This is a genomic window from Streptomyces sp. NTD91, from assembly GCF_059510455.1.
On the sequence record NZ_JCAJZW010000001.1, the window covers coordinates 25110 to 49242 of the forward strand.

20 protein-coding genes and 2 pseudogenes are annotated in these 24133 nt (G+C 70.7%); 12 read left to right on the plus strand and 10 right to left on the minus strand.

Features of this window, described 5'->3' with window-relative positions:
- Positions 1–755: 755 nt before the first annotated feature.
- The 4 genes from AC5WRT_RS00105 to AC5WRT_RS00120 all read left to right on the plus strand — a co-directional run bounded on the left by AC5WRT_RS00105 (position 756) and on the right by AC5WRT_RS00120 (position 6545).
- Entirely contained in the window at positions 756–1511 is a 756-nt protein-coding gene (locus tag AC5WRT_RS00105; protein WP_496099811.1) for a TIGR03089 family protein, read from the plus strand.
- Between the two features lie 141 nt (positions 1512–1652).
- Positions 1653–2843, plus strand: a complete 1191-nt coding sequence (locus AC5WRT_RS00110; RefSeq protein ID WP_496091522.1) for an LCP family protein — start codon at positions 1653–1655, stop codon at positions 2841–2843.
- Positions 2844–3072: 229 nt separating this feature from the next.
- Positions 3073–4821: an LCP family protein gene (locus AC5WRT_RS00115; RefSeq protein ID WP_496099812.1), complete on the plus strand. Its 1749-nt coding sequence runs from the start codon at positions 3073–3075 to the stop codon at positions 4819–4821.
- A gap of 83 nt (positions 4822–4904) precedes the next feature.
- Positions 4905–6545, plus strand: a complete 1641-nt coding sequence (locus AC5WRT_RS00120; RefSeq protein WP_496091524.1) for an LCP family protein — start codon at positions 4905–4907, stop codon at positions 6543–6545.
- 400 nt (positions 6546–6945) lie between these two features.
- Here the strand turns inward: AC5WRT_RS00120 and AC5WRT_RS00125 are convergent, their stop codons facing one another.
- Positions 6946–7968, minus strand: coding sequence for a glycosyltransferase family 2 protein (locus tag AC5WRT_RS00125; RefSeq protein WP_496091525.1), 1023 nt, complete (start codon positions 7966–7968; stop codon positions 6946–6948).
- Between the two features lie 128 nt (positions 7969–8096).
- Here AC5WRT_RS00125 and AC5WRT_RS00130 point away from each other — a divergent pair, with 128 nt between their 5' ends.
- Positions 8097–9635 carry an LCP family protein gene (locus AC5WRT_RS00130; protein WP_496091526.1) on the plus strand — a complete coding sequence of 513 codons (1539 nt, stop codon included), beginning with the start codon at positions 8097–8099 and terminating at the stop codon, positions 9633–9635.
- A 119-nt stretch (positions 9636–9754) separates the two neighbouring features.
- A pseudogene (locus AC5WRT_RS00135) lies at positions 9755–10006 on the plus strand (helix-turn-helix domain-containing protein); the annotation flags it as partial.
- An 86-nt stretch (positions 10007–10092) separates the two neighbouring features.
- Here AC5WRT_RS00135 and AC5WRT_RS00140 read toward each other — a convergent pair.
- Positions 10093–10641, minus strand: coding sequence for an acyl-CoA thioesterase (locus AC5WRT_RS00140; RefSeq protein WP_496091527.1), 549 nt, complete (start codon positions 10639–10641; stop codon positions 10093–10095).
- A gap of 118 nt (positions 10642–10759) precedes the next feature.
- Here AC5WRT_RS00140 and AC5WRT_RS00145 point away from each other — a divergent pair, with 118 nt between their 5' ends.
- Positions 10760–12088, plus strand: a complete 1329-nt coding sequence (locus AC5WRT_RS00145; protein ID WP_496091528.1) for an LCP family protein — start codon at positions 10760–10762, stop codon at positions 12086–12088.
- A 61-nt stretch (positions 12089–12149) separates the two neighbouring features.
- Here AC5WRT_RS00145 and AC5WRT_RS00150 read toward each other — a convergent pair whose 3' ends face one another.
- Positions 12150–12512, minus strand: a complete 363-nt coding sequence (locus AC5WRT_RS00150; protein ID WP_496091529.1) for a four-helix bundle copper-binding protein — start codon at positions 12510–12512, stop codon at positions 12150–12152.
- 626 nt (positions 12513–13138) lie between these two features.
- Here AC5WRT_RS00150 and AC5WRT_RS00155 point away from each other — a divergent pair.
- Positions 13139–13321 (plus strand): annotated as a pseudogene (locus tag AC5WRT_RS00155) (hypothetical protein); the annotation flags it as partial.
- Positions 13322–13621: 300 nt separating this feature from the next.
- Here AC5WRT_RS00155 and AC5WRT_RS00160 read toward each other — a convergent pair.
- On the minus strand, positions 13622–14779 hold the full coding sequence (locus AC5WRT_RS00160) for an acyl-CoA dehydrogenase family protein (RefSeq protein WP_496099813.1): 1158 nt from the start codon (positions 14777–14779) through the stop codon (positions 13622–13624).
- 181 nt (positions 14780–14960) lie between these two features.
- Between AC5WRT_RS00160 and AC5WRT_RS00165 the strand changes: the two genes are divergently transcribed.
- Entirely contained in the window at positions 14961–16304 is a 1344-nt protein-coding gene (locus tag AC5WRT_RS00165; protein WP_496091531.1) for a UDP-glucose dehydrogenase family protein, read from the plus strand.
- A gap of 99 nt (positions 16305–16403) precedes the next feature.
- Here the strand turns inward: AC5WRT_RS00165 and AC5WRT_RS00170 are convergent, their stop codons facing one another.
- Positions 16404–16910 carry a CGNR zinc finger domain-containing protein gene (locus AC5WRT_RS00170; RefSeq protein WP_496091532.1) on the minus strand — a complete coding sequence of 169 codons (507 nt, stop codon included), beginning with the start codon at positions 16908–16910 and terminating at the stop codon, positions 16404–16406.
- Between the two features lie 83 nt (positions 16911–16993).
- Between AC5WRT_RS00170 and AC5WRT_RS00175 the strand changes: the two genes are divergently transcribed.
- Positions 16994–17365, plus strand: a complete 372-nt coding sequence (locus AC5WRT_RS00175; RefSeq protein WP_496091533.1) for a VOC family protein — start codon at positions 16994–16996, stop codon at positions 17363–17365.
- 20 nt (positions 17366–17385) lie between these two features.
- On the plus strand, positions 17386–17778 hold the full coding sequence (locus AC5WRT_RS00180) for a VOC family protein (RefSeq protein ID WP_496091534.1): 393 nt from the start codon (positions 17386–17388) through the stop codon (positions 17776–17778).
- Between the two features lie 387 nt (positions 17779–18165).
- Here the strand turns inward: AC5WRT_RS00180 and AC5WRT_RS00185 are convergent, their stop codons facing one another.
- The 3 genes from AC5WRT_RS00185 to AC5WRT_RS00195 are packed head-to-tail and all read right to left on the minus strand — an operon-like array spanning position 18166 to position 21016.
- Complete coding sequence (locus AC5WRT_RS00185) at positions 18166–19353, minus strand: dipeptidase (protein ID WP_496091535.1); 1188 nt, start codon at positions 19351–19353, stop codon at positions 18166–18168.
- A 5-nt stretch (positions 19354–19358) separates the two neighbouring features.
- The gene (gene purE, locus AC5WRT_RS00190; protein ID WP_496091536.1) at positions 19359–19880 is read right to left on the minus strand and encodes a 5-(carboxyamino)imidazole ribonucleotide mutase; all 522 of its coding nucleotides are present in this window, start codon (positions 19878–19880) and stop codon (positions 19359–19361) included.
- Positions 19877–21016 (minus strand): 5-(carboxyamino)imidazole ribonucleotide synthase, encoded by a 1140-nt coding sequence (locus AC5WRT_RS00195; RefSeq protein WP_496099814.1) that lies wholly within the window; start codon positions 21014–21016, stop codon positions 19877–19879. The genes purE and AC5WRT_RS00195 overlap by 4 nt, the downstream gene beginning before the upstream one ends.
- A gap of 182 nt (positions 21017–21198) precedes the next feature.
- Here AC5WRT_RS00195 and AC5WRT_RS00200 point away from each other — a divergent pair, with 182 nt between their 5' ends.
- A complete protein-coding gene (locus tag AC5WRT_RS00200) occupies positions 21199–21705 on the plus strand; it encodes a GtrA family protein (protein WP_496091538.1) in 507 nt (168 codons plus the stop codon).
- A gap of 26 nt (positions 21706–21731) precedes the next feature.
- Here AC5WRT_RS00200 and AC5WRT_RS00205 read toward each other — a convergent pair whose 3' ends face one another.
- Positions 21732–23003: a sensor histidine kinase gene (locus AC5WRT_RS00205; protein ID WP_496091539.1), complete on the minus strand. Its 1272-nt coding sequence runs from the start codon at positions 23001–23003 to the stop codon at positions 21732–21734.
- A 50-nt stretch (positions 23004–23053) separates the two neighbouring features.
- Positions 23054–23731, minus strand: coding sequence for a response regulator transcription factor (locus AC5WRT_RS00210; RefSeq protein ID WP_020940464.1), 678 nt, complete (start codon positions 23729–23731; stop codon positions 23054–23056).
- Positions 23732–24133: the final 402 nt, after the last annotated feature.

Here is a 24133-nt window from a genome sequence, read left to right on the forward strand (position 1 = left end):
GCTCCCGCGACGGCACCGGACGGGCACCCCGGCCGGCTCAGCACCCCTGGTGGCGCGCCGCGCCGGCACGGACCGTACCGAACTCGGCGCAAGGCCACTTGCCGGGGCAGTGGGTGGCGAACCCGTCCCGATGGCCGGAGATCCCGTTCAGTCGCACGTTCTTACCCTTCGGGTACAGGTTGCCACCGCCCGACGTGAGATATGTCCCGCCGCGCGGGTCGGCGCCACAGAGCCCGAGCTTCCACGCGGGGAAGCCGGGTCAGGGCCGTCCCCGCGGGGCTCGGCGGCTTCGTCGCGCTGTTGCCGCCGATCGCGGCGAGGCCCCTGCCGCCGGTGCCGAAGCCGGGGGCGTGCGCGCCGGGCACCGCCGTCGGCACGGTGCCGGCCCGGCCGTAGGTGGTTCCACACCCGTGGACGAGGAAACCGTGGCCGATGGTCCCGCCGGCCCATGCTCTTGACGCGGTGGCGGTGGATACCGCGGATGACGCAGGAGCCTCGGCAGAGCGCCCCGGCCGCGGCGTGCGACGGCCGCCGGGCGCGGCCGGATGTACGTCTTCGCCCGCGAGGGCCCCTGCAGGCGGGCGAGTTCCCGCTCGGTGGGCACCGTGCCCAGTTCCGGGAGCCTGCGATCTTTCACATGCGCGTACGGTTCTCCCCCAGGCCGACACCGCGCGATCTGACGGGGCGTCGGGAAGCCTTCCGCCTGCCGGTGGTCCCGGCGCTCCGCGCGCCCGCCCGCGCGTACCCTTTCCCGGGTGAACGCCACCGATCGCACCCCTGTCGACCTGCTGGCTTCCGCGCTCGCCGCGGACCCCGGCCGCCCGCTGGTGACCTTCTACGACGACGCCACGGGCGAACGCGTCGAACTGTCCGTGGCCACCTTCGCCAATTGGGTGGCCAAGACCGCGAACCTCCTCCAGGGCGACCTGTCCGCCGGGCCCGGTGACCGGGTGGCGCTGCTGCTGCCCGCGCACTGGCAGACGGCCGTGTGGGTGCTGGCCTGTTCCTCGGTGGGCGCGGTGGCGGACCTCGACGGGGACCCCGCGGCCGCGGACGTGGTCGTCAGCGGGCCGGACGCCCTGGAGGCGGCGCGGGCCTGCCGGGGGGAGCGGGTGGCGCTGGCGCTGCGGCCGCTGGGCGGGCGGTTCCCGCAGGCCCCCGAGGGCTTTGCGGACTACGCCGTGGAGGTGCCGGGCCAGGGGGACCGGTTCGTTCCGTTCGCCCCGGTGGACCCGGAGGAGCCCGCGCTGATCGTCGCCGGAGTCGAGTTCGGCGGGACCGGGGTGGTCGAGCGGGCGCTCGCGGACGCGCCTTCGCTCGGCCTGACGGGCCCCGGATCGAGGTTGCTCTCGGGACTGCCGTACGACACCTGGGAGGGGGTCAGCGCCGGGTTGCTGTCGCCGCTGGCCGTCGGGGGGTCCGTGGTGCTCTGCCGGCATCTGGACCGGCTGGGTGAGGAGGCCCTCGCCAAGCGGATCGAGAGCGAGCGGGTGACGTCGGTGCGCCGCTGAGAGGCGTGCGTCCTCCCCCGGCCCACGAGAAGGTGCGGTTCCCCCGGACGGAGTAGCTGAAGGCGCTGCCGGCCCCCTCCCCCCGCCATGGTCGTAAGAGCAGAACACGACGCTCGTACGCCTCAAGGGGGTGCCCCGCCCGTGACCGACACCGCAGGCAAGGCCCCCGGTCCCGGCCCGGGGGCCTCGGCCACCGGCCACGGGCTGGTGCGGCGGCGCCGGCGGCGCTGGACACGGGGGGCGGCGCTCGGCCTGGCCGCCCTGGTCGTGGCGGGCGTCGCGGGCAGCTGGGCGGTGTACGCCAAGCTCAGCGACAACATCACCGCCGACGACGCGGCCGCCCGCGAACTGGAGCGGTACGAACGGGAGCGGCCCACCGAACTGGTGCGGGGCGCGCAGAACATCCTACTGATCGGGTCGGACACCCGGGCGGGGGCCGGCAACGGCGCGTACGGGCGGGACCTGGGCAGCGAGCGGTCGGACACGACGATCCTGCTGCATCTGGCCGCGAACCGGCGCAGCGCCACCGCCGTGTCCCTGCCGAGGGACCTGATGGTGGACATACCCGATTGCCGCCAGAAGGACGGCAGCCGCAGCGAGCCGGTGTTCGCGATGTTCAACCACGCCTTCCAGGTGGGTGGTTCGGCGTGCACGATCCGGACCGTCGAGAAGCTGACGGGCATTCGGATCGACCATCACGTGGTCGTCGACTTCAGCGGGTTCAAGCAGATGGTGGACGCCGTCGACGGCGTGCAGGTGTGTCTGAAGGAGCCCATGGACGACAAGGCGGCCCTGCTGAAACTGCCCGCGGGCAAGGTCACGCTCGACGGGGAGCAGGCGCTCGGGTACGTACGGGCCCGCAAGTCGCTCGGCGACGGCAGCGACACCGAACGGATGGAACGCCAGCAGAGGTTCCTCGGCGCGCTGGTGAACAAGATGCAGAGCAACGACGTGCTGCTGAACCCGGCGAAGCTGTACCCGGTGCTGGACGCGGCGACCTCCTCGCTGACCACCGATCCGGCACTGGCGAGCCTGCACGGCATGTACCAACTGGTGCGCGGGCTGCGCGACATCCCCATCGGACGGGTGCAGTTCCTGACCGTGCCGAGGGAGTCGTACGTCTACGACGTCAACCGTGACCAACTCGTGGAACCGCAGGCCCAGAAGCTGTTCGCCCGGCTGCGGGCGGACCAGCCGGTGGCGGTGGCCCCCCTGGCGCCGAGGGAGACCACGCAGACGGAAGGGAAGGGCGATCGCTCACCCGCCGACCGTGCCCCCTCCCCCACCCCGACGTTCCGCGGGAATACGGCCGCCGAACACGCCTGCGCGTGATCCGCACGGCAAAACACCGTACTTCCGTCCGGGAAATGAGCCGGATTGCCCAGGTGTAGGCATGCGGAATTTGTCACCGGCGTCGCTGGACGCTGAACTGGCCGGATAGTGTGAGCGATCCGGTGCACCCGGCCGCGAGGTCCGTCCTGGGGTCGTGCACTGTTTCACCGAGACCCGAGCGCCTTTGAGGGGGAAGGCGCCGCGTTCCCGACGGAGGATTCGGACAACCGTGGACGCGCAAGGCCGTGGGCGGGCGGACGACATCGACCCCGCAGACCAGTGGGTGCTCAATCCGAACACCGGCGAATACGAACTGCGACTGGGCCCTTCCGCAACGCAGTCACCGGTTCCCGGTCCCCGCAGACCGGCCCCTCGCGCGGGCGCGGGCGCACCGCCCCGCCGTGACGACACGGCGCCCGGCGAGACGGGCCCGGTGCGCGGCGGCGACGTACCCCCGCCGCGGTCGGCCCGGCGCCGGGGCGGCGAGCCGGAGAGCCCGCAGGGCAGGCGGGCGGCGCGGCGGCCGGGGAAGAAGTCGAAGGTCAAGAGGGCCCTGGCCTGGACGGCCGGTGGCACGGCGTTCCTGCTGGTCGCCATCGGCACCGCCGGCTATCTGTACATCAAGCATCTCGAGGGCAACGTCACCACGACGGACGTGGAGGGCGCCGCCAAGAACGGCTTCAGCAAGGACGACGCCTTCAACATCCTGATCATCGGCACCGACAAGCGCACCGGCAAGGGCAACACGGGTTACGGCGACAAGGGCAGCGTCGGGCACGCCGACACCAACATCCTGCTGCACGTCGCCAAGGACCGCTCGAACGCGACCGCGCTCAGCATCCCGCGCGATCTGATCGTGAACGTGCCGGACTGCCCGACCAGGCAGGCCGACGGCTCGACCAAGATCATCCCCGGCACGGAGAACGTGCGCTTCAACACCAGCCTCGGGCAGGACGGCCGGGACCCGGGCTGCACCATGCGCACGGTGAAGGAGGTCACCGGCATCCAGCCGGACCACTTCATGATGGTGGACTTCAACGCCGTGAAGACGCTGACGACGGCGGTCGACGGCGTGAACGTGTGTCTCGCCCACGCTGTCGACGACAAGGAGTCGCACCTGCACCTGTCCGCCGGTGAGCACAAGATCCAGGGCGAGCAGGCGCTGGCCTTCGTGCGGACCCGGCACAGCTGGGGCAACCAGGGCGACCTCGACCGCATCAAGGTGCAGCAGCAGTTCATGGCCTCGCTGATGCGGAAGATGTCCTCCAGCGACACGCTCACCAACCCGAGGAAACTGCTCGACCTCGCCGAGGCCGCCACGAAGGCGCTCACGGTCGACAAGGGCATCGGCTCCGTGACCACGCTCAAGGACATCGCCCTCGAGCTGAAGAAGGTGCCGACGAAGAACATCACCTTCCTCACCGTGCCGGTGAAGGACAACCCGGCGGACGGCGTCGTCCACAAGACGGTGATCGTCGACCCGGCGCTGGCTCCGCAGGTGTTCGACGCGATCAACAACGACGTCTCCTTCACCGAGGTGAAGAAGAAGCAGAAGGCGGAGAAGGACGCGCAGGCCGCGCGCCTGAACGGCAGCAGGTCCGCGCCCTCCGACGTGCGGGTGCGGATCCTCAACGGCGGCGCCGTCGCCGGCAGCGCGCAGGAGACCCTGGACTGGCTGCAGAACCAGGAGGGTGTGCTGAAGTCGGAGAACGCGGGCAACGCGCCGACGGCGCTGAGCAGGACCACGCTGGAGTACGCGCCCGACCAGGCGGCCCAGGCCCGGGAGCTGGCCCATCTCATGGGCCTGCCCGGCTCGGCGCTCAAGCCCGGCAAGAGCGTGACCAACTCCCAGGGGCTGCCGGCGATGACGCTGACCCTGGGCAAGGACTTCAAGGGCGCGGGGGTCTCCCTCACCGCTCCGACGAAGGCGCCGGCGGTCGACAAGTCCACGGCGGACAAGGTGAAGTGCGCATCGTAGGTAACCCGACGGGCCCGTCGTGCGTCTAACCGGACGCGGGACGGGCCCGTTTCATGGCGCAAGGGTAGGGGAGGGCAGGACGATTGGCGCAGAGTGATGTGCGGGGGCAGGATCCTGCGGTCGGCGACAGAACGTCGCCCGCACCGTGGGACCGGGTGACGCCGGAGGGGTCCGGTCGGCACGGCGGGGGGCGGCGCAGGGGCGGGTCGAGCGAGCGGCCCCGTCGCAGACGCCGCGCTCTGCGCTGGTCGGCGACCGTGCTGGCGGTGGTCATACTCGGCACGGCTAGCGCCGGTTACCTGTACTACCAACATCTGAACGCCAACATCCGCAAGGGGCAGCGGGAGAGCGGCGACGCCAAGGCGCACAAGACCGCGCCCAACGCGGCGGGCCAGACGCCGGTGAACATTCTGCTGATCGGCTCCGACAGCCGTAACTCCGCGGAGGACGTGAAGCTCGGCGGCAGCAGGGACAAGGTCGGCAGCCCGCCGCTGGCCGACGTGGAGATGCTCATCCATCTGTCCGCGGACCGCAAGAGCGCCGCTCTGGTCAGCATCCCCCGGGACACCCGCGTCGACATCCCGAAGTGCACGGACCCGAAGACCGGCAAGGTCTATCCGCCGACCAACGACATCATCAACGTGAGCCTGGCCCGGGGCGGGGCCGGCTGCACGCTGGCCACCTGGGAGAACCTGACCGGGGTCTACATCGACCACTGGATGATGATCGACTTCGCGGGTGTCGTGAGCATGGCTGACGCCATCGGTGGCGTCGAGGTCTGTGTGAAACAGAACGTCTGGGACCATCCGACACCGGACCAACCCGGCGGCTCCGGGCTGAAGCTGAGGGCCGGGACACGGAAGATCTACCACGAGCAGGCCCTGCAGTGGCTGCGCACGCGGCATGCCTGGGGCAGCGACCCGTTGCGGGCCCGCGCCCAGCACATGTACCTCAACTCGATGATCCGCACACTGAAGCACCAGAACGTCTTCACCGACAGCGGACGGCTGATGGACCTCGCCGAGGCGGCCACCAAGTCGCTCCAGGTCTCCGAGGAGATCGGCTCGGTCAAGAAGCTGTACGACCTGGCCATGGAGCTGAAGTCGGTGCCGACGAACCGCATCACGAGCGTGACGATGCCCAACATCGCGGACTCGCAGAACGACCAGCACGTCGTGCCGGACCCGGCCAACGCCGACAAGCTCTGGGAGATGCTCCGCGACGACGTGCCGCTCGACAAGAACGGCACCAAGTCGGAGACGAAGCAGGTCGCGACCAAGGACGAGACGACGAGGACCCCCTCGACCGACCCCGGCCGGCTGGGGGTGCTGGTGCGCAACGGCACCCGGTCCTCCGCGCAGAGCGCGGTTCAGGGCCGGGCGAACGCCATCAGCCAGGTGCTGGCGCAGAAGGGCTACACCAAGGCGGCCGCCGACACCTCGGGGGCGTTGTCCGAGGACGGCACGGTCGTGCAGTACCCGAGCGCGGACCTGGCGGGCGATGCCCAGGCCGTCGCCAAGGCGCTCGGCATCCCGCTGAGTTCGGTGAAGCAGTCCACCGAGGTGTCCGGTGTCACGGTGGTCGTCGGCGCGGACTGGCGCACGGGCACGAGCTATCCCCGCCAGACCAGGTCGAAGGCCGGGGACCTCCCGGGCAACACCGACTCGATCAACGCCGCGGACACCAGCAAGTGCATGGACGTGTACAAGCCCTACCGGTGGTGACGGCCCGACGGCCGCGTGACGGCACGGACACGAGGAGGGGCCCGCCATTCGTGCGGCGGCCCCTCCCCACACGTCAGCGGGCAGCGGTCCCCCGCAGGACGGCTCTGGTCGCGCCCACCCGGGCCCGGTGGATCCGCCGCAGTTCCCGCCGGCGCCCCGGCCTGCCTGCCGCTCGGCGCAGGCCTGGATGCGCGCCTCGGCGTCGAACCGGACGGGCAGCAACCGGGTCTTCCGGCCTCTCCTGCGCAGCGGGCAGCGGTCCCCCGAGATCCCCGCACCGCGGCCCTTCGGGCGAAAGAGCCACGGCTGCTTCACCGTCAGGACACGACCGAGCGCGGTTGCGTACGCGAAAAAGGGCCTCCCCCCAGCCTGGGGTGAGGCCCTTCGGGCAGCGTGCGTATTACGCCGGCACCGCCGGCCGCCGCGACGCGACGACCCTCTTCGCCAGCGACCGCGGGCTGGTCAGAAAGCCCCAGCCCCACGACATGTGCATGGTGGCCAGGGCCACCGGGATCTGCAGCCGGGCCTTGACCGGCAGGCCCCTGCCCGCAGGGAACGAGCCCGCGACGATCGCCGCCAGATAGCCGCCGGGGACGAGGAAGGCCCACGGGGTGAGCGCCGCGCCGGCCACGATCCCGGCCGCGATCGCGCACACCGCCGTCGGCGGGGCGAGGTAGCGCAGGTTGATGGAGCCCGAGTGGTAGCGGGCCACCACGTGCCGCCAACGGCCGTAGTCCTTGTACTGCTTGGCCAGCGCCCGCACGTTCGGCCGCGGCCGGTACGACACCTTCAGCTCCGGCGAGAACCAGATCAGCCCGTCCGCTTCCCTGATCCGGAAGTTCAGCTCCCAGTCCTGGGCGCGGACGAACTCCTCGTTGTAGCCGCCCTGCTGCTCCAGGGCCTCACGGCGGAAGACACCGAGGTAGACCGTCTCGGCGGGCCCGGCCTCGCCACCGGTGTGGAAGGCCGCGTTGCCGACGCCGATCTTCGAGGTCATGGCGGCGGCGACCGCGCGCTCCCAGTCGTTCTCGCCCTCGGCGTGCATGATGCCGCCGACGTTCTGCGCGCCGGTCTCCTCCAGCAGCCGCACGGCGGTCGCGATGTAGTTCGGCGAGAGCATGCCGTGGCCGTCGACGCGGACCACGATCGGGTGCCGGGAGGCCTTGATCGCCGCGTTCAGCGCCGCGGGCGTACGGCCGGTCGGGTTGGGGACGGTGTGCACGCGCGCGTCTTCCGCCACGAGCTGAGCCGCGATCTCGTCCGTGCGGTCCGTGGACGGACCGAGGGCGATCACGACCTCCATCTCGCCGGCGTACTCCTGCGCGAGGATCGCTTGGACGGCCCCGCGCAGATGCCGTTCCTCGTTGAGGACGGGCATGATCACGGAAACAGCGGGGTGCCGCACGTCGGGCTTGGCGTTCATAGGGGGCTCACGTTACCGCGAACGGGGGACACCGGTGCGCGCCGCCGGGGCCACGGGCCGGGCTGGAGATCGTATCGGCCTACCGTGCTCACGGATCCCACGTACGGCGTCGTCCGGAGGTGCTCCCCTTGGTCAGCCCGCCTCGGTCCCCCTCCCCCACTGCCAAGAGCGTGGGTGGTGCCCCCGCTCCGCAGCGCCGACCACAGCCCCCCCGCCGTGTGCCGCGCCCGCCCGAGCGGCCGGTGCGGTCGGTACGGCCGCCCCGGCGGCCCCGCTGGGCCATGCGGGCGGTGAGCACGCTGTCCGTCGTGGTGCTCGCCTCCGCCGGGATCGGGCACGCGGTGGTCAGCAGCCTGGACGGGGGTATCGCCCGGGTGGACGCCTTCAAGGACATGGGGAACCGGCCGCAAGCGGGCCACGGCACGAACATCCTGCTGGTCGGCACCGACGGCCGGGACAAGATCACCGCGCAGGAACGGCGGCGGTACCGGCTGGGCGGGGCGCCCTGCCACTGCACCGACACGATGATGATCGTGCACGTCTCCGAGAACCGGGACCGGGCCACCGTGGTCAGCCTGCCGCGCGACTCCTTGGCCGAGGTGCCCGCGAGCACCGACCCGGCCACCGGCAAGCGGCACCCGGCACACCCCATCAGACTCAACGCGGCCTACTCCGAGGGCGGCCCCCAGCTGACCGTCCGCACGGTCGAGAACATGACCCATCTGAAGATCGACCACTATCTGGAGGTCGACTTCACCAGCTTCATGAAGACCGTGGACGTCCTCGGCGGGGTGAGCATCTGTACGACGACCCCGCTGAAGGACGCGTACAGCGGGCTCGACCTCTCGCCCGGCACGCACACGCTCAACGGCGGGCAGGCCCTGCAGTACGTGCGGGCCCGGCATGTCGACGCCACCAGCGACCTGGGCCGGATGCGGCGGCAGCAGCGGTTCCTGGCGGCACTGATCGAGCGGATCACCTCCTCCGGGGTACTGCTGAACCCGATGCGGTTCCGGGACGTGACCCGGGCGGTGCTCGGCTCGGTCCGGGCCGACGAGGGCTTCGGCGTCGACGAACTGCTCGACCTCGGCCGGGCCATGCGGAACTTCTCGGCGTCCTCCTCGGAGTTCGCCACCGTGCCCATCGGGCAGCTGAACTTCGGCGTCAAGGGCATCGGCTCGACGCTGAAGTGGGACCAGGGCAAGGCGGACCAGCTGTTCGCGGCCCTCCGCGACGACAAGCCGCTCACCGCGCCGCCACCCGCGCACCGCGCACAGGCGCACCCGCGGCCTTCGACGCCCATCGAGGTGGACCCGCGGCAGATCCAGGTCCAGGTGGTGAACGGCAACGGCACGACGGGGCTCGCCAAGCGCGTCGACGCCTCCCTCGCGGCGGCCGGCTTCGCCACCACCCACCGGCCGGTGACCGCCCCCGCCCATGTGCCGCACACGGTGATCACGTACGACCCCCGCTGGGACCGCTCCGCCCGCGCCCTGGCCGTGGCCATCCCCGGCGCCCAGCTGCGCGCCGTGCCGGGCCAGGGGCCGCTGCTGAAGGTGACCGCGGGGGCCGACTTCAAGGACGTGCGCAAGGTGCGCTACGAGGATCCCGCCCTTCCGCAGCAGACGGCCGTGCGGGGCAGCGAGGTGACCTGCGCCGGCGCCTAGCTGTTCTGTCTCGGGAGGTTGTGGACGGGTGAGCCAGATCTCGGCTGAGGGATCTTGAACGGGTGAGGGCCTTCCGGTTCGGTGTGGATTGCGACATCTGCACCGACAGAAAGGCCCTCGTGGTCCACCGTAATGCACCCCTGACCGAGACCGGACGCCTGCGTCTGGCCCGCTGCGTCGTGGACGACGGCTGGCCACTGCGGCGGGCCGCGGAACGCTTCCAGGTCTCGCCGACCACCGCCCAGCGGTGGGCCGACCGCTACCGCCGGCTCGGCGAGGCCGGCATGGCCGACCGCTCCAGCCGTCCGCGCACAAGCCCGCGCCGTACCCCCACCCGCACCGAGCGACGGATCATCAAGGTCCGCCTCCTCGTACCGGGCGTACGTGGACGATCCCGACAACGCGGCGAGGTGCCGTGCCAGGCGTCGCGGACCAGACGGGACTTTCGAAACACGCCCTAATCCTCGAATCCCTCCGCCGCCCGCTTCTCGCGCAGCTCGCGGATCGCGCGGCGGCGGGCCAGGCGGTGGGTGCGGCGGATCTGGGCCTCCTGGTTGCGGCGCCGGTCGCGGTCGGTCTCGGGGATCACCGGCGGCACCCGGCGCGGCTTGCCGTCGGCGTCGACGGCCGCGAAGACCAGGTAGGCCGAGCCGACCTGGGTGGGCGGCGTCGACTCGTTCCAGCGCTCCGCGAGGACCCGGACGCCGACCTCCATGGAGGTCCGGCCGGTCCAGTTCACCTGCGCCTTCACATGGACCAGGTCACCGACGCGGACCGGCTCCAGGAAGACCATCTCGTCCATGGACGCGGTGACGGCGGGGCCGCCGGAGTGCCGGCCGGCCACCGCGCCGGCCGCGTCGTCGACCAGCTTCATGATCACGCCGCCGTGCACCGTCCCCAGCAGGTTGGTGTCGTTGTGGGTCATGATGTGGCTGAGGGTGGTGCGCGAGGCGGACGTCGGCTTGCCGGGGATGTCCGGTTCCACGTCCGTGACCTGGTCTGTCATGCCCTCCACCTTATGCCGAAGTGACATTCGTGGAATTTGTGTCAGCTTCGCAACAGCGCCGCCCCTATTTTCCGACAGCCCTTGTAAGCCCCACACCGGCGCCCGGCACACTGGTCGCATGAATGACTGGCCCGAGGGATGGTCCGACGACAACCGCGGCCCGCGCTACGGACGCGGCAGTGCCGGCGCACAGCCGGAGGGCGCCCGCGTGATGCGTCAGGTGCGGCGCGGCCCGGCGGTACCGCCCGGTCAGCGCTCCTACGGCGACCCCGGCCCGGCGGCGCCGCCGTACGGTGCGGCCGGGGTCCCGCAGCAGCCGTCGTACGTGGACGGCCAGGGATACGACGACGGCTCGGGCTACGACAGCGGCTACAGCACGGGGCACGTGTACGGCGGCGGGCGGCGCGGCGGCGGCTTCGTCCCCAACGACAACGACCCTGACCCGGAGCTCGACCGGTACCGGCCGCGCCCGAACTGGCGGCGCCGGATCAAGTGGACCGCGATCACGCTGGCGACCGTGCTGGTCGTCGCCTCCGTCGCGACCTACTTCTGGGCCGACTCCAAGCTGCGCCGTGAGGTCGACCTGTCGAAGGTCATCGACCGGCCGGCGTCCGGCTCCGGCACGAACTACCTGATCGTCGGCTCGGACAGCCGCGAGGGCATGTCCAAGGCGGACGAGAAGAAGCTGCACACCGGCAGCGCCCAGGGCAAGCGCACGGACTCGATGATGATCCTGCACGTCGGCGGCAACGGGGACACGCTGATATCGCTGCCACGTGACTCGGACGTCGTCGTCCCGTCGTACAAGGGCTCGACCTCCGGGAAGGTCTACCCGGCGCAGGGCCGGCACGCGAAGCTCAACGCGACCTACGCCGAGGACGGGCCGACGCTGCTGGTCCGCACGATCGAGGCGAACACCGGGCTGCACATCGACCACTACGTGGAGATCGGCTTCCAGGGCTTCGCCAACATCGTGGACGCCGTCGGCGGTGTCACCATCGACATCGACAAGGGCTTCAAGGACTCGTACTCGGGCGCCGACTTCAAGGCCGGCAAGCAGAAGCTGAACGGCCCGCAGGCCCTCGCCTTCGTCCGCACCCGGCACGCGTTCGCCGCCTCCGACCTGCAGCGCACCAAGAACCAGCAGAAGTTCCTGTCGGCGCTGGCCCACCAGGTGGCCACCCCGTCGACGGTCCTTAACCCGTTCAAGCTCTACCCGACCATGGGCGCGGGCCTGGACTCCCTGATCGTCGACAAGGACATGTCCCTGTGGGACCTGGCCTCGATGTTCTGGGCCATGAAGGGCGTCCAGGGCGGTGACGGCACCTCCATGAACATGCCGATCTCCGGCTCCGTCGGCGGCAACCTCGTCTGGGACAAGGCGAAGGTCAAGACGCTGGTGGACGAGCTGAACAACGACCAGAAGGTCACCGTCTCCGGCACCTGACCCGGCTCCGGTGAAACGGTCGAGGGCACCCTGCGCGGGTGCCCTCGACCGTTTCACCGGCTCACATGCCGGCTCCCGCCATCGCCCGGCACGTCTGCGCGCAGCGGCGACACGCCTCCGCGCAGCGCATCATCTGCTGGTCGTCGGGCATGGACATACACGCCTCGGCGCACATCTCGCACACCTTCGAGCACATCGTGCACATGTCGGCGGACATGGGCGAGCGCCGCATCATCATGTCGGCGCACACACGGGTCGTCTCGGAGCAGTCCATCAGCGCCCGCATGACCTGCATCTGCTGTTGGCCGCCCTTCTGCATGCACGAGCTCATGGTCTCCTCGCACATGCTGTGGCAGCTCATGCAGGCCTCGATGCAGTCCTGCATCTGCTGGGACAGGGCCGGCATCATCTGGGACTGGGGCATGGCTCCTCCTGGAACCCGGGGGCCCGGGGCGGACCCCGGGTGCTTCCGTCCTACGACGCCCCGGTCCCGCCCGCATGTGACCGACCGGTCGTAAGGTGCGCCGCGACAGCGGAAAGGCGCCCGGGGGGGGCGCCTTTCCTGACATCTGCGTGCTTTACAGGCCATACGGCTCCGGCCTGCACGAACACCCCTCCCAGAGGGGGGCCTCCCCAGCATTTCCCCATGATCACCAACAGCCTGCGCAGGCAGGAGGCGCGCTGGAGGCACCACCCGTCGCGCAGTAGACGAGCAGGCCCGGCGCCCTTCGAGGCTGTGATGGCTGGTCATGCTCAGCTGTGATGGCTGGTCATGCTCACCTGCTGCTTCTGCCGGTTCCCGGCCGCCGTGGGTCATGTGACCAACCCTTCTCCCAGGCGTCCGCCCTCGGGGCTGCCGTCAGCCATATCCGACGGCGACCAGGTCCGCCCAGTCTGCGCAGGCACGGGAGCATGACCACGTCCCGGAGTGGTCCGGGCCCACTTTGTGCAAGGACATGCATAGTCGCGTTCACGCATAGACGCGTAGCGCCGCCCCTTCTCCTGTCGTTGGTCAGGCGGCCCAAACGGGGCCAGAGCAAGGGGTTCGGCATGTCCGAACGTTCGGCACTCACCCGGCTCACGGGCAACGGCAACGGCGAGTGCGGGGAGAAGGACCGCCGAACGTGTACCGCACGGTCACGGGGTCGTTCGTCGTGCAGGGCGACGTGTCCAACGCCTTCACCCCGCCCACTGGGGAAGGGGCTTGTGGAAATTCCGGAGGCGATTCTCAGGGGCCCTTGCATCGAAGGAGCCGAGCAGCGCGGCCGGGCCGCCATCGCCACGATGTTGACGCCCGACGCCGACGACCCCACGGAGGCGTCAGAAGTCGCCTGACCGTGTACGACAACAGCCCCCGGCGTCGCGCCGGGGGCTGTGTTGTTTGTGCAGGTCAGCGGCCACTTCCAGCCCGGCATCTGCCCAGGATTCCCCCAGCGTGACGCTCAGGAACGGCCCTGATCGGGCCGCAATGGACAGAAACCCGAGGGCGCCTCTCCGGACCGTCGAAACAGCTTCTGACCTGCAAAAATCCTGCTAGGGAAGGTTCCTGGCCATCACGATCCGCTGAACTTGGTTCGTGCCCTCGTATATCTGCGTGATCTTCGCGTCGCGCATCATCCGCTCCACCGGGTAGTCCCGCGTGTAGCCGTAGCCACCGAGGAGCTGGACGGCGTCCGTGGTGACCTCCATGGCCACGTCCGAGGCGAAGCACTTGGCGGCGGCGCCCAGGTAGGTGAGGTCGGCGTCGCCGCGTTCGGAGGCGGCGGCGGCCTGGTAGGTGAGGGCGCGGGCCGCCGAGATCTTCATCGACATGTCGGCGAGCATGAACTGGATGCCCTGGAAGTCGGCGATCGGCTTGCCGAACTGCTTGCGCTCCTGGACGTAGCCCTTGGCGTAGTCGAGGGCGCCCTGCGCGCAGCCCAGCGCCTGGGCGGCGATGGTGATGCGGGTGTGGTCCAGGGTCTTCATCGCGGTCGCGAAGCCGGTGCCCTCCTCGCCGATCATGCGGTCGGCGGGTATGCGGACGTTGTCGAAGTAGACCTCGCGGGTCGGGGAGCCCTTGATGCCGAGCTTCTTCTCGGGGGCACCGAAGGAGACGCCCTCGTCGGACTTCTCGACCACGAAGGCGGAGACGCCCTTGGTGCGCTTGGCCGGGTCGGTCACGGCCATGACCGTGTAGTACTCGGAGACGCCCGCGTTGGTGATCCAGCGCTTCACGCCGTTGAGGACCCAGTGGTCGCCGTCGCGGACCGCCTTGGTCTTCATGCCGCCCGCGTCCGAGCCCGCCTCCGGCTCGGAGAGGCAGTACGAGAACATCGCGTCGCCCTTGGCCAGGGGTGCCAGGTACTTCTTCTTCAGCTCCTCGGAGCCCGAGAGGATCACCGGGAGCGAGCCGAGCTTGTTCACCGCGGGGATGAGGGAGGAGGAGACACAGGCACGGGCCACCTCCTCGATCACGATGACCGTGGCGAGCGCGTCGGCGCCGGCGCCGCCGTACTCCTCGGGGACGTGCACGGCGTGCAGGTCGCCGGCGACCAGGGCGTCGAGGGCCTCCTGCGGGAAGCGGGCCTCCTCGTCCACCGCCGCGGCGTACGGCGCGATCTTCGCCTCGACCAGGGAGCGGACGGCGTCCCGGAGCATGTCGTGCTCCTCGGACGGGCGGTACAGGTCGAAGTCAGCCGATCCGGCCACGGTCTCTCACGCTCCAAAGACGCAGTGATACTGACGCTAATTACCGTTAAGTAACTCAAATTTTAGGGGGCCGTACGTGGCACGCATACGTGAGCTACACGACAGCGGTGAAATTGCCCGGCGAGCGGCCCGACTATGCTCAGGGGCCGCAGCACCGACGTACCCGAGCTGGAGCGCATCCATGAGCCTGAAGATCACCGTGATCGGCACCGGCTACCTCGGCGCCACGCATGCCGCAGCCATGGCCGAGCTCGGTTTCGAAGTGCTGGGACTCGATGCAGTGCCCGAGAAGATCGCCCTGCTGGAGCGCGGCGAGACCCCGATGTACGAGCCGGGGCTCGAGGACCTGCTGCGCCGGCACGTGGCGGGCTTCGAGGGGTCGACCGGGCGGCTGCGCTTCACCACCGACTGGGCCGAGGTCGGTGCCTTCGGTGACGTGCACTTCGTGTGCGTGAACACCCCGCAGCGGCACGGTGACTACGCGGCCGACATGTCGTACGTCGACTCCGCGATCTCCTCGCTCGCCCCGCACCTGCACGGACCGGCCCTGGTGGTCGGCAAGTCGACGGTGCCGGTGGGCACGGCGGACCGGCTGGCGGCGTATCTCGCCGAGCATGCGCCGGTGGGCGGGGACGCCGAGCTGGCCTGGAACCCGGAGTTCCTGCGTGAGGGCTTCGCCGTGCAGGACACCCTGCACCCGGACCGCATCGTGGTCGGCGTGCGCGGCGAGCGCGCCGAGAAGCTGCTGCGGGAGGTCTACGCGGCCCCGATCGGCGAGGGCACGCCGTTCGTGGTGACCGACTTCCCGACCGCGGAGCTGGTGAAGACGGCCGCGAACTCCTTCCTCGCCACGAAGATCTCCTTCATCAACGCGATGGCGGAGGTGTGCGAGGCCGCGGGCGGTGACGTGGCGAAGCTGGCGGAGGCCATCGGACACGACGACCGGATCGGGAAGAAGTTCCTGCGCGCCGGGATCGGGTTCGGCGGCGGCTGTCTGCCGAAGGACATCCGGGCGTTCATGGCTCGGGCCGGTGAGCTGGGCGCGGACCAGGCACTGACGTTCCTGCGCGAGATCGACTCCATCAACATGCGCCGACGCGGCCAGATGGTCGAAATGACCCGGGAGGCGCTCGGCGGCGGCTCCTTCCTCGGCAAGCGGGTCGCGGTGCTCGGCGCCACCTTCAAGCCCGACTCCGACGACGTCCGCGACTCGCCGGCGCTGAACGTGGCCGGGCAGATCCACCTCCAGGGCGGCCAGGTCACGGTGTACGACCCGAAGGGCATGGACAACGCCCGCAAGGTCTTCCCGACGCTCGGGTACGCCGACTCCGCGCTGGACGCGACGCGCTCGGCCGAGGTCGTCCTGCACCTGACCGAGTGGCGGGAGTTCCGCGAGCTGGACCCGGCGGCGCTCGGCGACGTCGCGGCGGCCCGGGTGATCCTGGACGGCCGCAACACGCTCGAACCGGAGCTGTGGCGCCGGGCGGGCTGGACCTACCGGGCGATGGGCCGTCCGACCGCGTAACGGACCGACGGCACGACAGGCGTACGGCGACGCCGGTTCGGCCGAGGCTCAGTCGGCCGAACCGGCGTCTTTCCGCATTCTGCACCAAGACCCTGTGAGTCAGGGCCCCTTCGCCCGGTAGCGCCGCATCTTCGCGCGCGCCCCGCACACCTGCATCGAGCACCAGCGGCCCCGCCCGGCGGGGCTGCGGTCGTAGTAGGCCCAGTGGCAGTCTGCGGCCTCGCAGGCCTTCAGCCGCATCCAGGTGCCCTCGACGACCCCCTCGGCCACGGCGGCGGCGACCCGGGTGAGCAGCGGGGCGTCCGGCGCGCAGGCGAGCGCGGCGGAGCCGTCCCGGGGGTCGACGGTGACGTACAGGGGGGCACGGGCCAGCAGCTCGCCGAGCGGGGTGACCACGCGGTGCGGCCCGTGCCCGGCGTGCGCCAGCAGCGCGGCGCGCAGCGACTCGCGCAGCTCCCGCGCCTCGGCCAGCCCGGCCTCGGGGATCCCGAAGCGCGCGCGTCCGTCGGCCGTGTCGAGCGCGTCGGCGCCGGTATCCACGCTCAGGCTGTTGACCAGGGACTCCACGAGCCCGAGCGCTGCGGGGGCGGCCGATCTCTCGCTCATGCTTGCGACGTTACCCCCAATGCGGGAGCATGCAGTAACCGTTACCGGTTACCCGGTCCTAGGGGTAACCCGAGGAGGTAGTCATGGCTCTCGCCAAATTCGCTGTCGTGGTGCTGGACTGTCCCGATCCCCGTGCGCTGGCCGGCTTCTACGCCGCGGTGCTGGGCGGCACGGTGGAGGCGAACTCCGACGACAGCGGCGAGTGGGTGGATCTGAAGGTGCCCGGCGGCCCGGCGCTGGCCTTCCAGGAGGCGCCGGGGTACGTGCCGCCGCGCTGGCCGGCCGCCGACCACTCGCAGCAGTTCCACCTGGACCTGGTGGTGGAGGACCTGGACGCGGCCGAGAAGGGGGTGCTGGAGCTGGGCGCGAAGCCGCTGGACGCCGACGACCGCGAGCGGACGTTCCGTGTGTACGCCGACCCTGCCGGGCACCCGTTCTGCCTGTGCGCCTGCTGAGCGTCCCGAAGGAGGATCCCATGGCGTCCGTCGCCCGTTTCCGTTCCGTCGTGCTCGACTGCCCCGATCCGCACGCGCTGGCCGGCTTCTACGCCGCGGTGGCCGGGGGCACCCCGCAGGCGGAGGACGACGACTGGGTCGTGCTCAAGGTGCCTGACGGTCCGCGGCTGGCCTTCCAGCGGGCCGAGGGACACACCCCGCCGGAGTGGCCGCGCGCCGACCGCAACGGCCAGCAGTTCCACCTGGACTTCGACGCGGGCCCGACCTGGGCGGACGTCGACGCAGCCCATGAGCGGGTGCTCGCGCTGGGCGCCCGGCCGCTGGACCTTCGGGACCGCGAGAAGAAGGACTTCCAGGTGTACGCCGACCCTGCCGGGCATCCGTTCTGCCTGTGCCGGATCGAACATCCGTGACCCGGGGGTCTGTCGAACACGCGTGACCAGGGGCTGGCAGTACTTCGTCACGTCGAGTGAGCTCGCCGTGACGAAACACTACCAGGGCACCACTAGGGCGTGTTTCGAAAGTAGCGTCGTCCGCCCGGAGGGCGGGGTCCGCGGCGTCTGGTGCGGTCCGGCCGGTCCGGCGTCCCGACCGGCGGCCCTGGCCCGACCGACCTGACCGCCGGCGTCACCAGGGCCTCCCGGCTGCTGCCCGGCCGCCGGCGCCGAGCGGGTGGTGCTCGGCCGGCCGCTCCTCGCCCGCCCGGAGCGGGTCACCGGGCTACGCCTCGGCGCACCGCTCGACCGGTACTTCCTGCGCGCGGGGGCGGACGGCCACCACGACCCTCGCGTCCTGGACCGTCAGCCGTCCGTGCCGTCCAGCGACTCGATCGTGGCGACGGACGGCGCGCGCGTGGCCTGGAGGCCGCGGGCCACGTCCTCGGCCGCACCCAGCACCCGCACCGCGTTCTGCCAGGTCAGCTTGGCCAGGTCGGCCCTGGACCAGCCGCGGTCGAGGAGTTCGGCGAGGAGGTTGGGGTAGCCGGAGACGTCGCCGAGGCCGTCGGGGGTGAACGCGGTGCCGTCGTAGTCGCCGCCGATGCCCAGGTGGTCGACTCCGGCGACCTCGCGCATGTGGTCCAGGTGGTCGGCGACCGTGGACACCGTGGCGACCGGGCGCGGGTTGCGCTCCTCGAACGCGCGGTGGAGCTTCATCGCCTCGGGACTGGTGTCCAGGTGGTGCAGACCGTGGGCACGCAGGTTGTCGTCGGCTGCGGCGGTCCAGTCGACGGCCGCCTGGAGTACGAACTTCGGCACGAACGTCACCATCGCCACGCCGCCGTTGGCCGGCAGCCGCTCCAGGACGTCGTCGGGGATGTTGCGCGGGTGGTCGCAGACCGCGCGGGCGGAGGAGTGGGAGAAGACCACCGGCGCCTCGGACGTGTCGAGCGCGTCGCGCATCGTCGTCGGCGCCACGTGCGAGAGGTCGACCAGCATGCCGAGCCGGTTCATCTCACGGACGACCTCGCGGCCGAACGCGGTCAGGCCGCCGGCCCTCGGCTCGTCGGTCGCGGAGTCCGCCCAGTCCACGTTGGAGTTGTGGGTGAGGGTCAGGTAGCGCACGCCGAGCGCGTACAGACCGCGCAGGGTGCCCAGCGAGTTGGCGATGGAGTGGCCGCCCTCGGCACCCATCAGGGAGGCGATACGGCCGTCCTCGCGGGCCGTCTCCATGTCGGCGGCGGTCAGTGCGGGGGCCAGGTCCGCCGGGTAACGGGCCAGCATCCGCCGGACGCAGTCGATCTGCTCCAGCGTCGCCGCGACCGGGTCGGGCTGCTCGGCCGGCACGTACACCGACCAGTACTGCGCGCCGACCCCGCCCTCGCGCAGCCGCGGGATGTCGGTGTGCAGGTGCTCGCCCTGGTGGCCGGCGATGTCCAGCCTGTCCAGGTCGTAGCCGGCCGCCTTGCGCAGCGCCCACGGCAGGTCGTTGTGGCCGTCGACCACCGGGAACTCGCGCAGCAGTTCCCGGGCCCCCTCCACAGACGTCATCCCCGTCACTTCCCGAAGCCGAAGTGGCCCTGGCCCTCGACCTTGGAGCGCAGCCGCTTGCCCTTCTCGGTGGCCTGGTCGTTCAGGTCCTGCTGGAAGTCGCGCATCCGGTGCAGCAGGTCCTCGTCGTGCGCGGCGAGCATGCGGGCCGCGAGGAGCCCGGCGTTGCGGGCGCCGGCGACGGAGACGGTGGCCACGGGCACGCCGGCCGGCATCTGCACGATGGACAGCAGGGAGTCCATGCCGTCGAGGTACTTCAGCGGGACCGGCACGCCGATGACCGGCAGCGGGGTGACGGAGGCGAGCATGCCGGGCAGGTGCGCTGCGCCACCGGCCCCGGCGATGATCACCTTCAGGCCGCGGTCGGCGGCCTGCTCGCCGTACGCGATCATCTCGCGCGGCATGCGGTGCGCGGAGACGACGTCGACCTCGTAGGCGATCTCGAACTCGTCCAGGGCCTTGGCGGCGGCCTCCATGACGGGCCAGTCGGAGTCCGACCCCATGACGATGCCAACAACAGGGCTCATTCGGTGATCGTGCCTCTCAGGTAGCCGGCTGCGTGACGGGCGCGCTCCAGCACGTCGTCCAGGTCGTCGCCGTAAGTGTTGACGTGTCCGACCTTGCGGCCGGGCTTCACGTCCTTGCCGTACATGTGGATCTTGAGCTTGGGGTCGCGGGCCATGCAGTGCAGGTACGCGGAGTACATGTCCGGGAAGTCGCCGCCCAGGACGTTGACCATCACCGTCCACTCGGCGCGCGGGCGCGGGTCGCCGAGCGGCAGGTCGAGGACGGCGCGGACGTGGTTGGCGAACTGCGAGGTGATCGCGCCGTCCTGGGTCCAGTGCCCGGAGTTGTGCGGGCGCATCGCCAGCTCGTTGACGAGGATGCGGCCGTCGCGGGTCTGGAACAGCTCCACCGCGAGGTGCCCGACGACGCCCAGCTCCTTGGCGATGGTCAGGGCCATCCGCTCGGCCTGGAGCGCCAGGGCCTCGTCCAGGCCGGGGGCCGGGGCGATGACCGTGTCGCACACGCCGTTCACCTGCCGGGACTCCACCACCGGGTAGGCGACGGCCTGGCCGTGCGGGGAGCGTACGACATTGGCAGCGAGCTCGCGGACGTAGTCGACCTTCTCCTCGGCGAGCACCGGGACGCCGGCCCGGAAGGGGTCGGTGGCCTCCTCGGCGGTCTCCACGACCCACACGCCCTTGCCGTCGTAGCCGCCGCGCACGGTCTTCAGGACGACCGGGAAGCCGTCCCCCTCCGCCGCGAAGCGGACGACGTCCTCCGGGTCGCTGACGATCCGGTGCCGGGGGCACGGGATGCCGATCAGATCGAGCTTCGCGCGCATCACACCCTTGTCCTGGGCGTGCACCAGCGCGTCGGGGCCCGGGCGCACGGGGATGCCGTCCGCCTCCAGGGCCCTGAGGTGCTCGGTGGGCACATGTTCGTGATCGAAGGTGATCACGTCGCAACCGCGCGCGAACTCGCGCAGCGTGTCGAGGTCGCGATAGTCGCCGACGACGACATCGTTCACGACCTGCGCCGCAGAGTCCTGAGGAGTGTCACTGAGAAGCTTGAACCTGATGCCCAACGGGATGCCTGCCTCGTGCGTCATACGCGCGAGCTGCCCCCCGCCGACCATGCCGACTACCGGGAACGTCACACCCCTAGCGTATCGGCCGCGCCGGGACGACCGGATCGCGTCCCTCTCCCGATCTCTTACCGGTCGCTTTCCGCCCTCTTTCCGATCTGTTTCCCGGTCTTGGCCTGGTGCGCAGGCGGCGGGGGGTCCGCGCGGATAGCATGGCTGGGCTGACGAAACCTACCGACGGGAGCTGCACAGCCATGGAACCTCGTTCCTCGGGGCTGCAACGGCTCGTACGCGAGGTGGCCAAGTTCGGCACCGTCGGCGTGGCGGGCATCTTCGTCAACCTCGGCGTGTTCAACCTGGTCCGCCACGTCTCCGACCTCCCGGTGGTGCGTGCCAGCATCATCGCGACGGTGGTCGCGATCGCCTTCAACTACGTGGGCTTCCGCTACTGGACGTACCGGGACCGCGAAAAGAACGGGCGCACCAAGGAACTCTCGCTCTTCCTCTTCTTCAGTGCGATCGGCCTGGTCATCGAGAACGGCGTGCTCTACCTGGCGACCTACGGCTTCGGCTGGGACAGTCCGCTGCAGAGCAACGCTTTCAAGTTCGTGGGCATCGGCGTGGCGACCCTGTTCCGCTTCTGGTCGTACCGCACCTGGGTGTTCCGGGTCCAGCCGGCCAAGGAGGCGGAGTCGATCCTGGTGGCCGAGTCGCAGAGGTCCCACTCGGGATCGGAGCCGAAGTCCCAGCGCGTTCCGTAGGCGCCGCACCCCCTGGCCGCACTTCCTCAACGGACCGTCGGCTGATCCTCGGCCGGCTTGCGGGCCGGCGGTGTGCGTGACAGGAACAGGCCGAACACCGGCGGCTGGGCCTGCAGCAGCTCCAGCCGCCCCCCGTCGGCCTCCGCGAGGTCGCGGGCGACGGCCAGGCCGATCCCGGTGGAGTTGCGGCCGCTGATGGTCCGCTCGAAGATTCGCGCGCCGAGGTCGGCCGGGACGCCGGGACCCTCGTCGGTGACCTCGACCACGGCCTGGTTCCCGGTGACACGGGTGCGCAGCGCCACCGTGCCGCCGCCGTGCATGAGGGAGTTCTCGATCAGCGCCGCCAGCACCTGGGCGACCGCCCCGGGCGTGCCGACGGCCTGCAGATGCCGCTTGCCCGAGCTGACGATGGCCCGGCCGGCGCTGCGGTAGGCCGGGCGCCACTCGGCGAGCTGCTGCTGGATGACCTCGTCCAGGTCGAAGGTGACGGCGGAGCCGGTGCGCGGGTCGCGGGAGTTCGTCAGCAGCCGCTCGACCACGTCCGTGAGCCGCTCGACCTGGGTGAGCGCGACGTTCGCCTCCTCCTTCACGGTGTCCGGGTCATCCGTGAGGGTGATTTCCTCCAGGCGCATCGAGAGCGCGGTCAGCGGAGTGCGCAGCTGGTGGGAGGCGTCGGCGGCCAGGCGCCGTTCGGCGGTCAGCATGCGCCCGATCCGCTCGGCGGATGAGTCCAGCACATCGGCGACCCGGTCCAGCTCGGGGACGCCGTACCGCTTGTGCCGGGGACGGGGATCGCCGGAGCCGAGCCGTTCGGCGGTCTCGGCGAGATCGGTCAGCGGGGAGGCGAGCCGGTTGGCCTGCCGTACGGCGAGCAGGACGGCCGCGACCACCGCGAGCAGCGCCACCAGGCCGATGATCAACAGGGTGCGGCCGACCTCGCGGGTCACCGCGGAGCGCGGCTCCTGCACGGTGACGGTCTCGCCCTCCTCGCCCTGCTGTGTGGCGTGGATCACGTCGCCGTGCGGCCGGGTGCCGATCTCGATCGGCGGCTTTCCGGGCATGCGGATGACCGCGAACTGTTCCCTGCTCACCGGGTTGCGCAGCACGTCCGCGTTGACGTTCTCCGAAGCGAGGATCCTGCTGTCCACGATGCTGGCCAGCCGGATCGCCTCGGAGTCCACCCGCTCCTGGGCGCTGTTGCTGATCGTCCGGGATTCGACGATCACCAGGGAGACGCCGAAGACGGCGATCACCACGAGGACGACGGCGAGGGTGGACTGGATGAGACGTCGGCGCATGTTCCGTTACCTGAGGTGGTCGCTGGTCCCGGGAGGGTCCCGGGCGTGGCTCAGCTCTTCTCGAAGCGGAAGCCGACCCCGCGCACCGTGGCGATGTAACGGGGGTTCGCCGCGTCGTCGCCGAGCTTCTTGCGCAGCCAGGAGATGTGCATGTCCAGGGTCTTGGTGGACGACCACCACGTGGTGTCCCAGACCTCGCGCATCAACTGGTCGCGCGTGACGACCCGGCCGGCGTCCCGCACCAGCACCCGCAGCAGGTCGAACTCCTTGGCGGTGAGCTGGAGTTCCTCGTCACCCATCCACGCCCGGTGCGACTCGACGTCGATCCGCACCCCGTGCGTAGCGGGCGGCTGCTGGGGCTCGGCGGCGCCGCGCCGGAGCAGCGCCCGTACCCGGGCGAGCAGTTCGGCGAGCCGGAAGGGCTTGGTGACGTAGTCGTCGGCGCCCGCGTCCAGGCCGACGACGGTGTCCACCTCGTCGGCCCGTGCGGTCAGGATGAGGATCGGCACGGTGTGGCCGTCGGCCCGCAGGCGGCGGGCGACCTCCAGGCCGTCCATGCCCGGCAGGCCCAGGTCAAGCACGACCAGATCGACGCCGCCCTGCATCCCGGCGTCGAGCGCGGTGGGTCCGTCCTCGCGCACCTCGACCTCGTAACCTTCCCGGCGCAGGGCGCGGGCCAGCGGCTCCGAGATGGACGCGTCGTCCTCGGCGAGCAGTACACGGGTCATGAGGTGATGGTAGACCGCCCGCGTGCGGTGCTGGGGTGTGATCGGTTTCAGGATCTCTTACCTTCGCGCGCCGGTCGCGCGCCGCTGGTACGAACCATCGCTCTGGGGATGCGATCGTAGGAAGGACCTTCGATTCCGGTCCTGCGGTTCCGCCGACACCTGTGATCCGTGTCTCAAGTCCTTCCATATCCGGCAGTGTCCTGCCTTACAGTGACCTGAACGCCTGTAGTACACCAGGGGACCTTCGGCGGGCACGTGGGCTGAAGGTCTCTTTTGTGTGCGGGCTGATCAAGATCAGCCTTGAAAGGAACGACCTCTGGCCGGGCTCCGCAGCGCATCGCCGCGCGACGGGGCGTGGATCCCGGTGGTCGCCGTCCACCGCCTCCGCGACCCGGAGACGGA

Bases quoted from the DNA above. Each gene is read 5' to 3' on its own strand.
- AC5WRT_RS00145 (WP_496091528.1), top strand. From the start codon at position 10,760: ATGAATGACTGGCCCGAGGGATGGTCCGACGACAACCGCGGCCCGCGC.
- AC5WRT_RS00210 (WP_020940464.1), bottom strand. From the start codon at position 23,731: ATGACCCGTGTACTGCTCGCCGAGGACGACGCGTCCATCTCGGAGCCG.
- AC5WRT_RS00165 (WP_496091531.1), top strand. From the start codon at position 14,961: ATGAGCCTGAAGATCACCGTGATCGGCACCGGCTACCTCGGCGCCACG.
- AC5WRT_RS00200 (WP_496091538.1), top strand. From the start codon at position 21,199: ATGGAACCTCGTTCCTCGGGGCTGCAACGGCTCGTACGCGAGGTGGCC.
- AC5WRT_RS00170 (WP_496091532.1), bottom strand. From the start codon at position 16,910: ATGAGCGAGAGATCGGCCGCCCCCGCAGCGCTCGGGCTCGTGGAGTCC.
- AC5WRT_RS00175 (WP_496091533.1), top strand. From the start codon at position 16,994: ATGGCTCTCGCCAAATTCGCTGTCGTGGTGCTGGACTGTCCCGATCCC.
- AC5WRT_RS00125 (WP_496091525.1), bottom strand. From the start codon at position 7,968: ATGAACGCCAAGCCCGACGTGCGGCACCCCGCTGTTTCCGTGATCATG.
- AC5WRT_RS00180 (WP_496091534.1), top strand. From the start codon at position 17,386: ATGGCGTCCGTCGCCCGTTTCCGTTCCGTCGTGCTCGACTGCCCCGAT.
- purE (WP_496091536.1), bottom strand. From the start codon at position 19,880: ATGAGCCCTGTTGTTGGCATCGTCATGGGGTCGGACTCCGACTGGCCC.
- AC5WRT_RS00140 (WP_496091527.1), bottom strand. From the start codon at position 10,641: ATGACAGACCAGGTCACGGACGTGGAACCGGACATCCCCGGCAAGCCG.
- AC5WRT_RS00185 (WP_496091535.1), bottom strand. From the start codon at position 19,353: ATGACGTCTGTGGAGGGGGCCCGGGAACTGCTGCGCGAGTTCCCGGTG.
- AC5WRT_RS00205 (WP_496091539.1), bottom strand. From the start codon at position 23,003: ATGCGCCGACGTCTCATCCAGTCCACCCTCGCCGTCGTCCTCGTGGTG.
- AC5WRT_RS00150 (WP_496091529.1), bottom strand. From the start codon at position 12,512: ATGCCCCAGTCCCAGATGATGCCGGCCCTGTCCCAGCAGATGCAGGAC.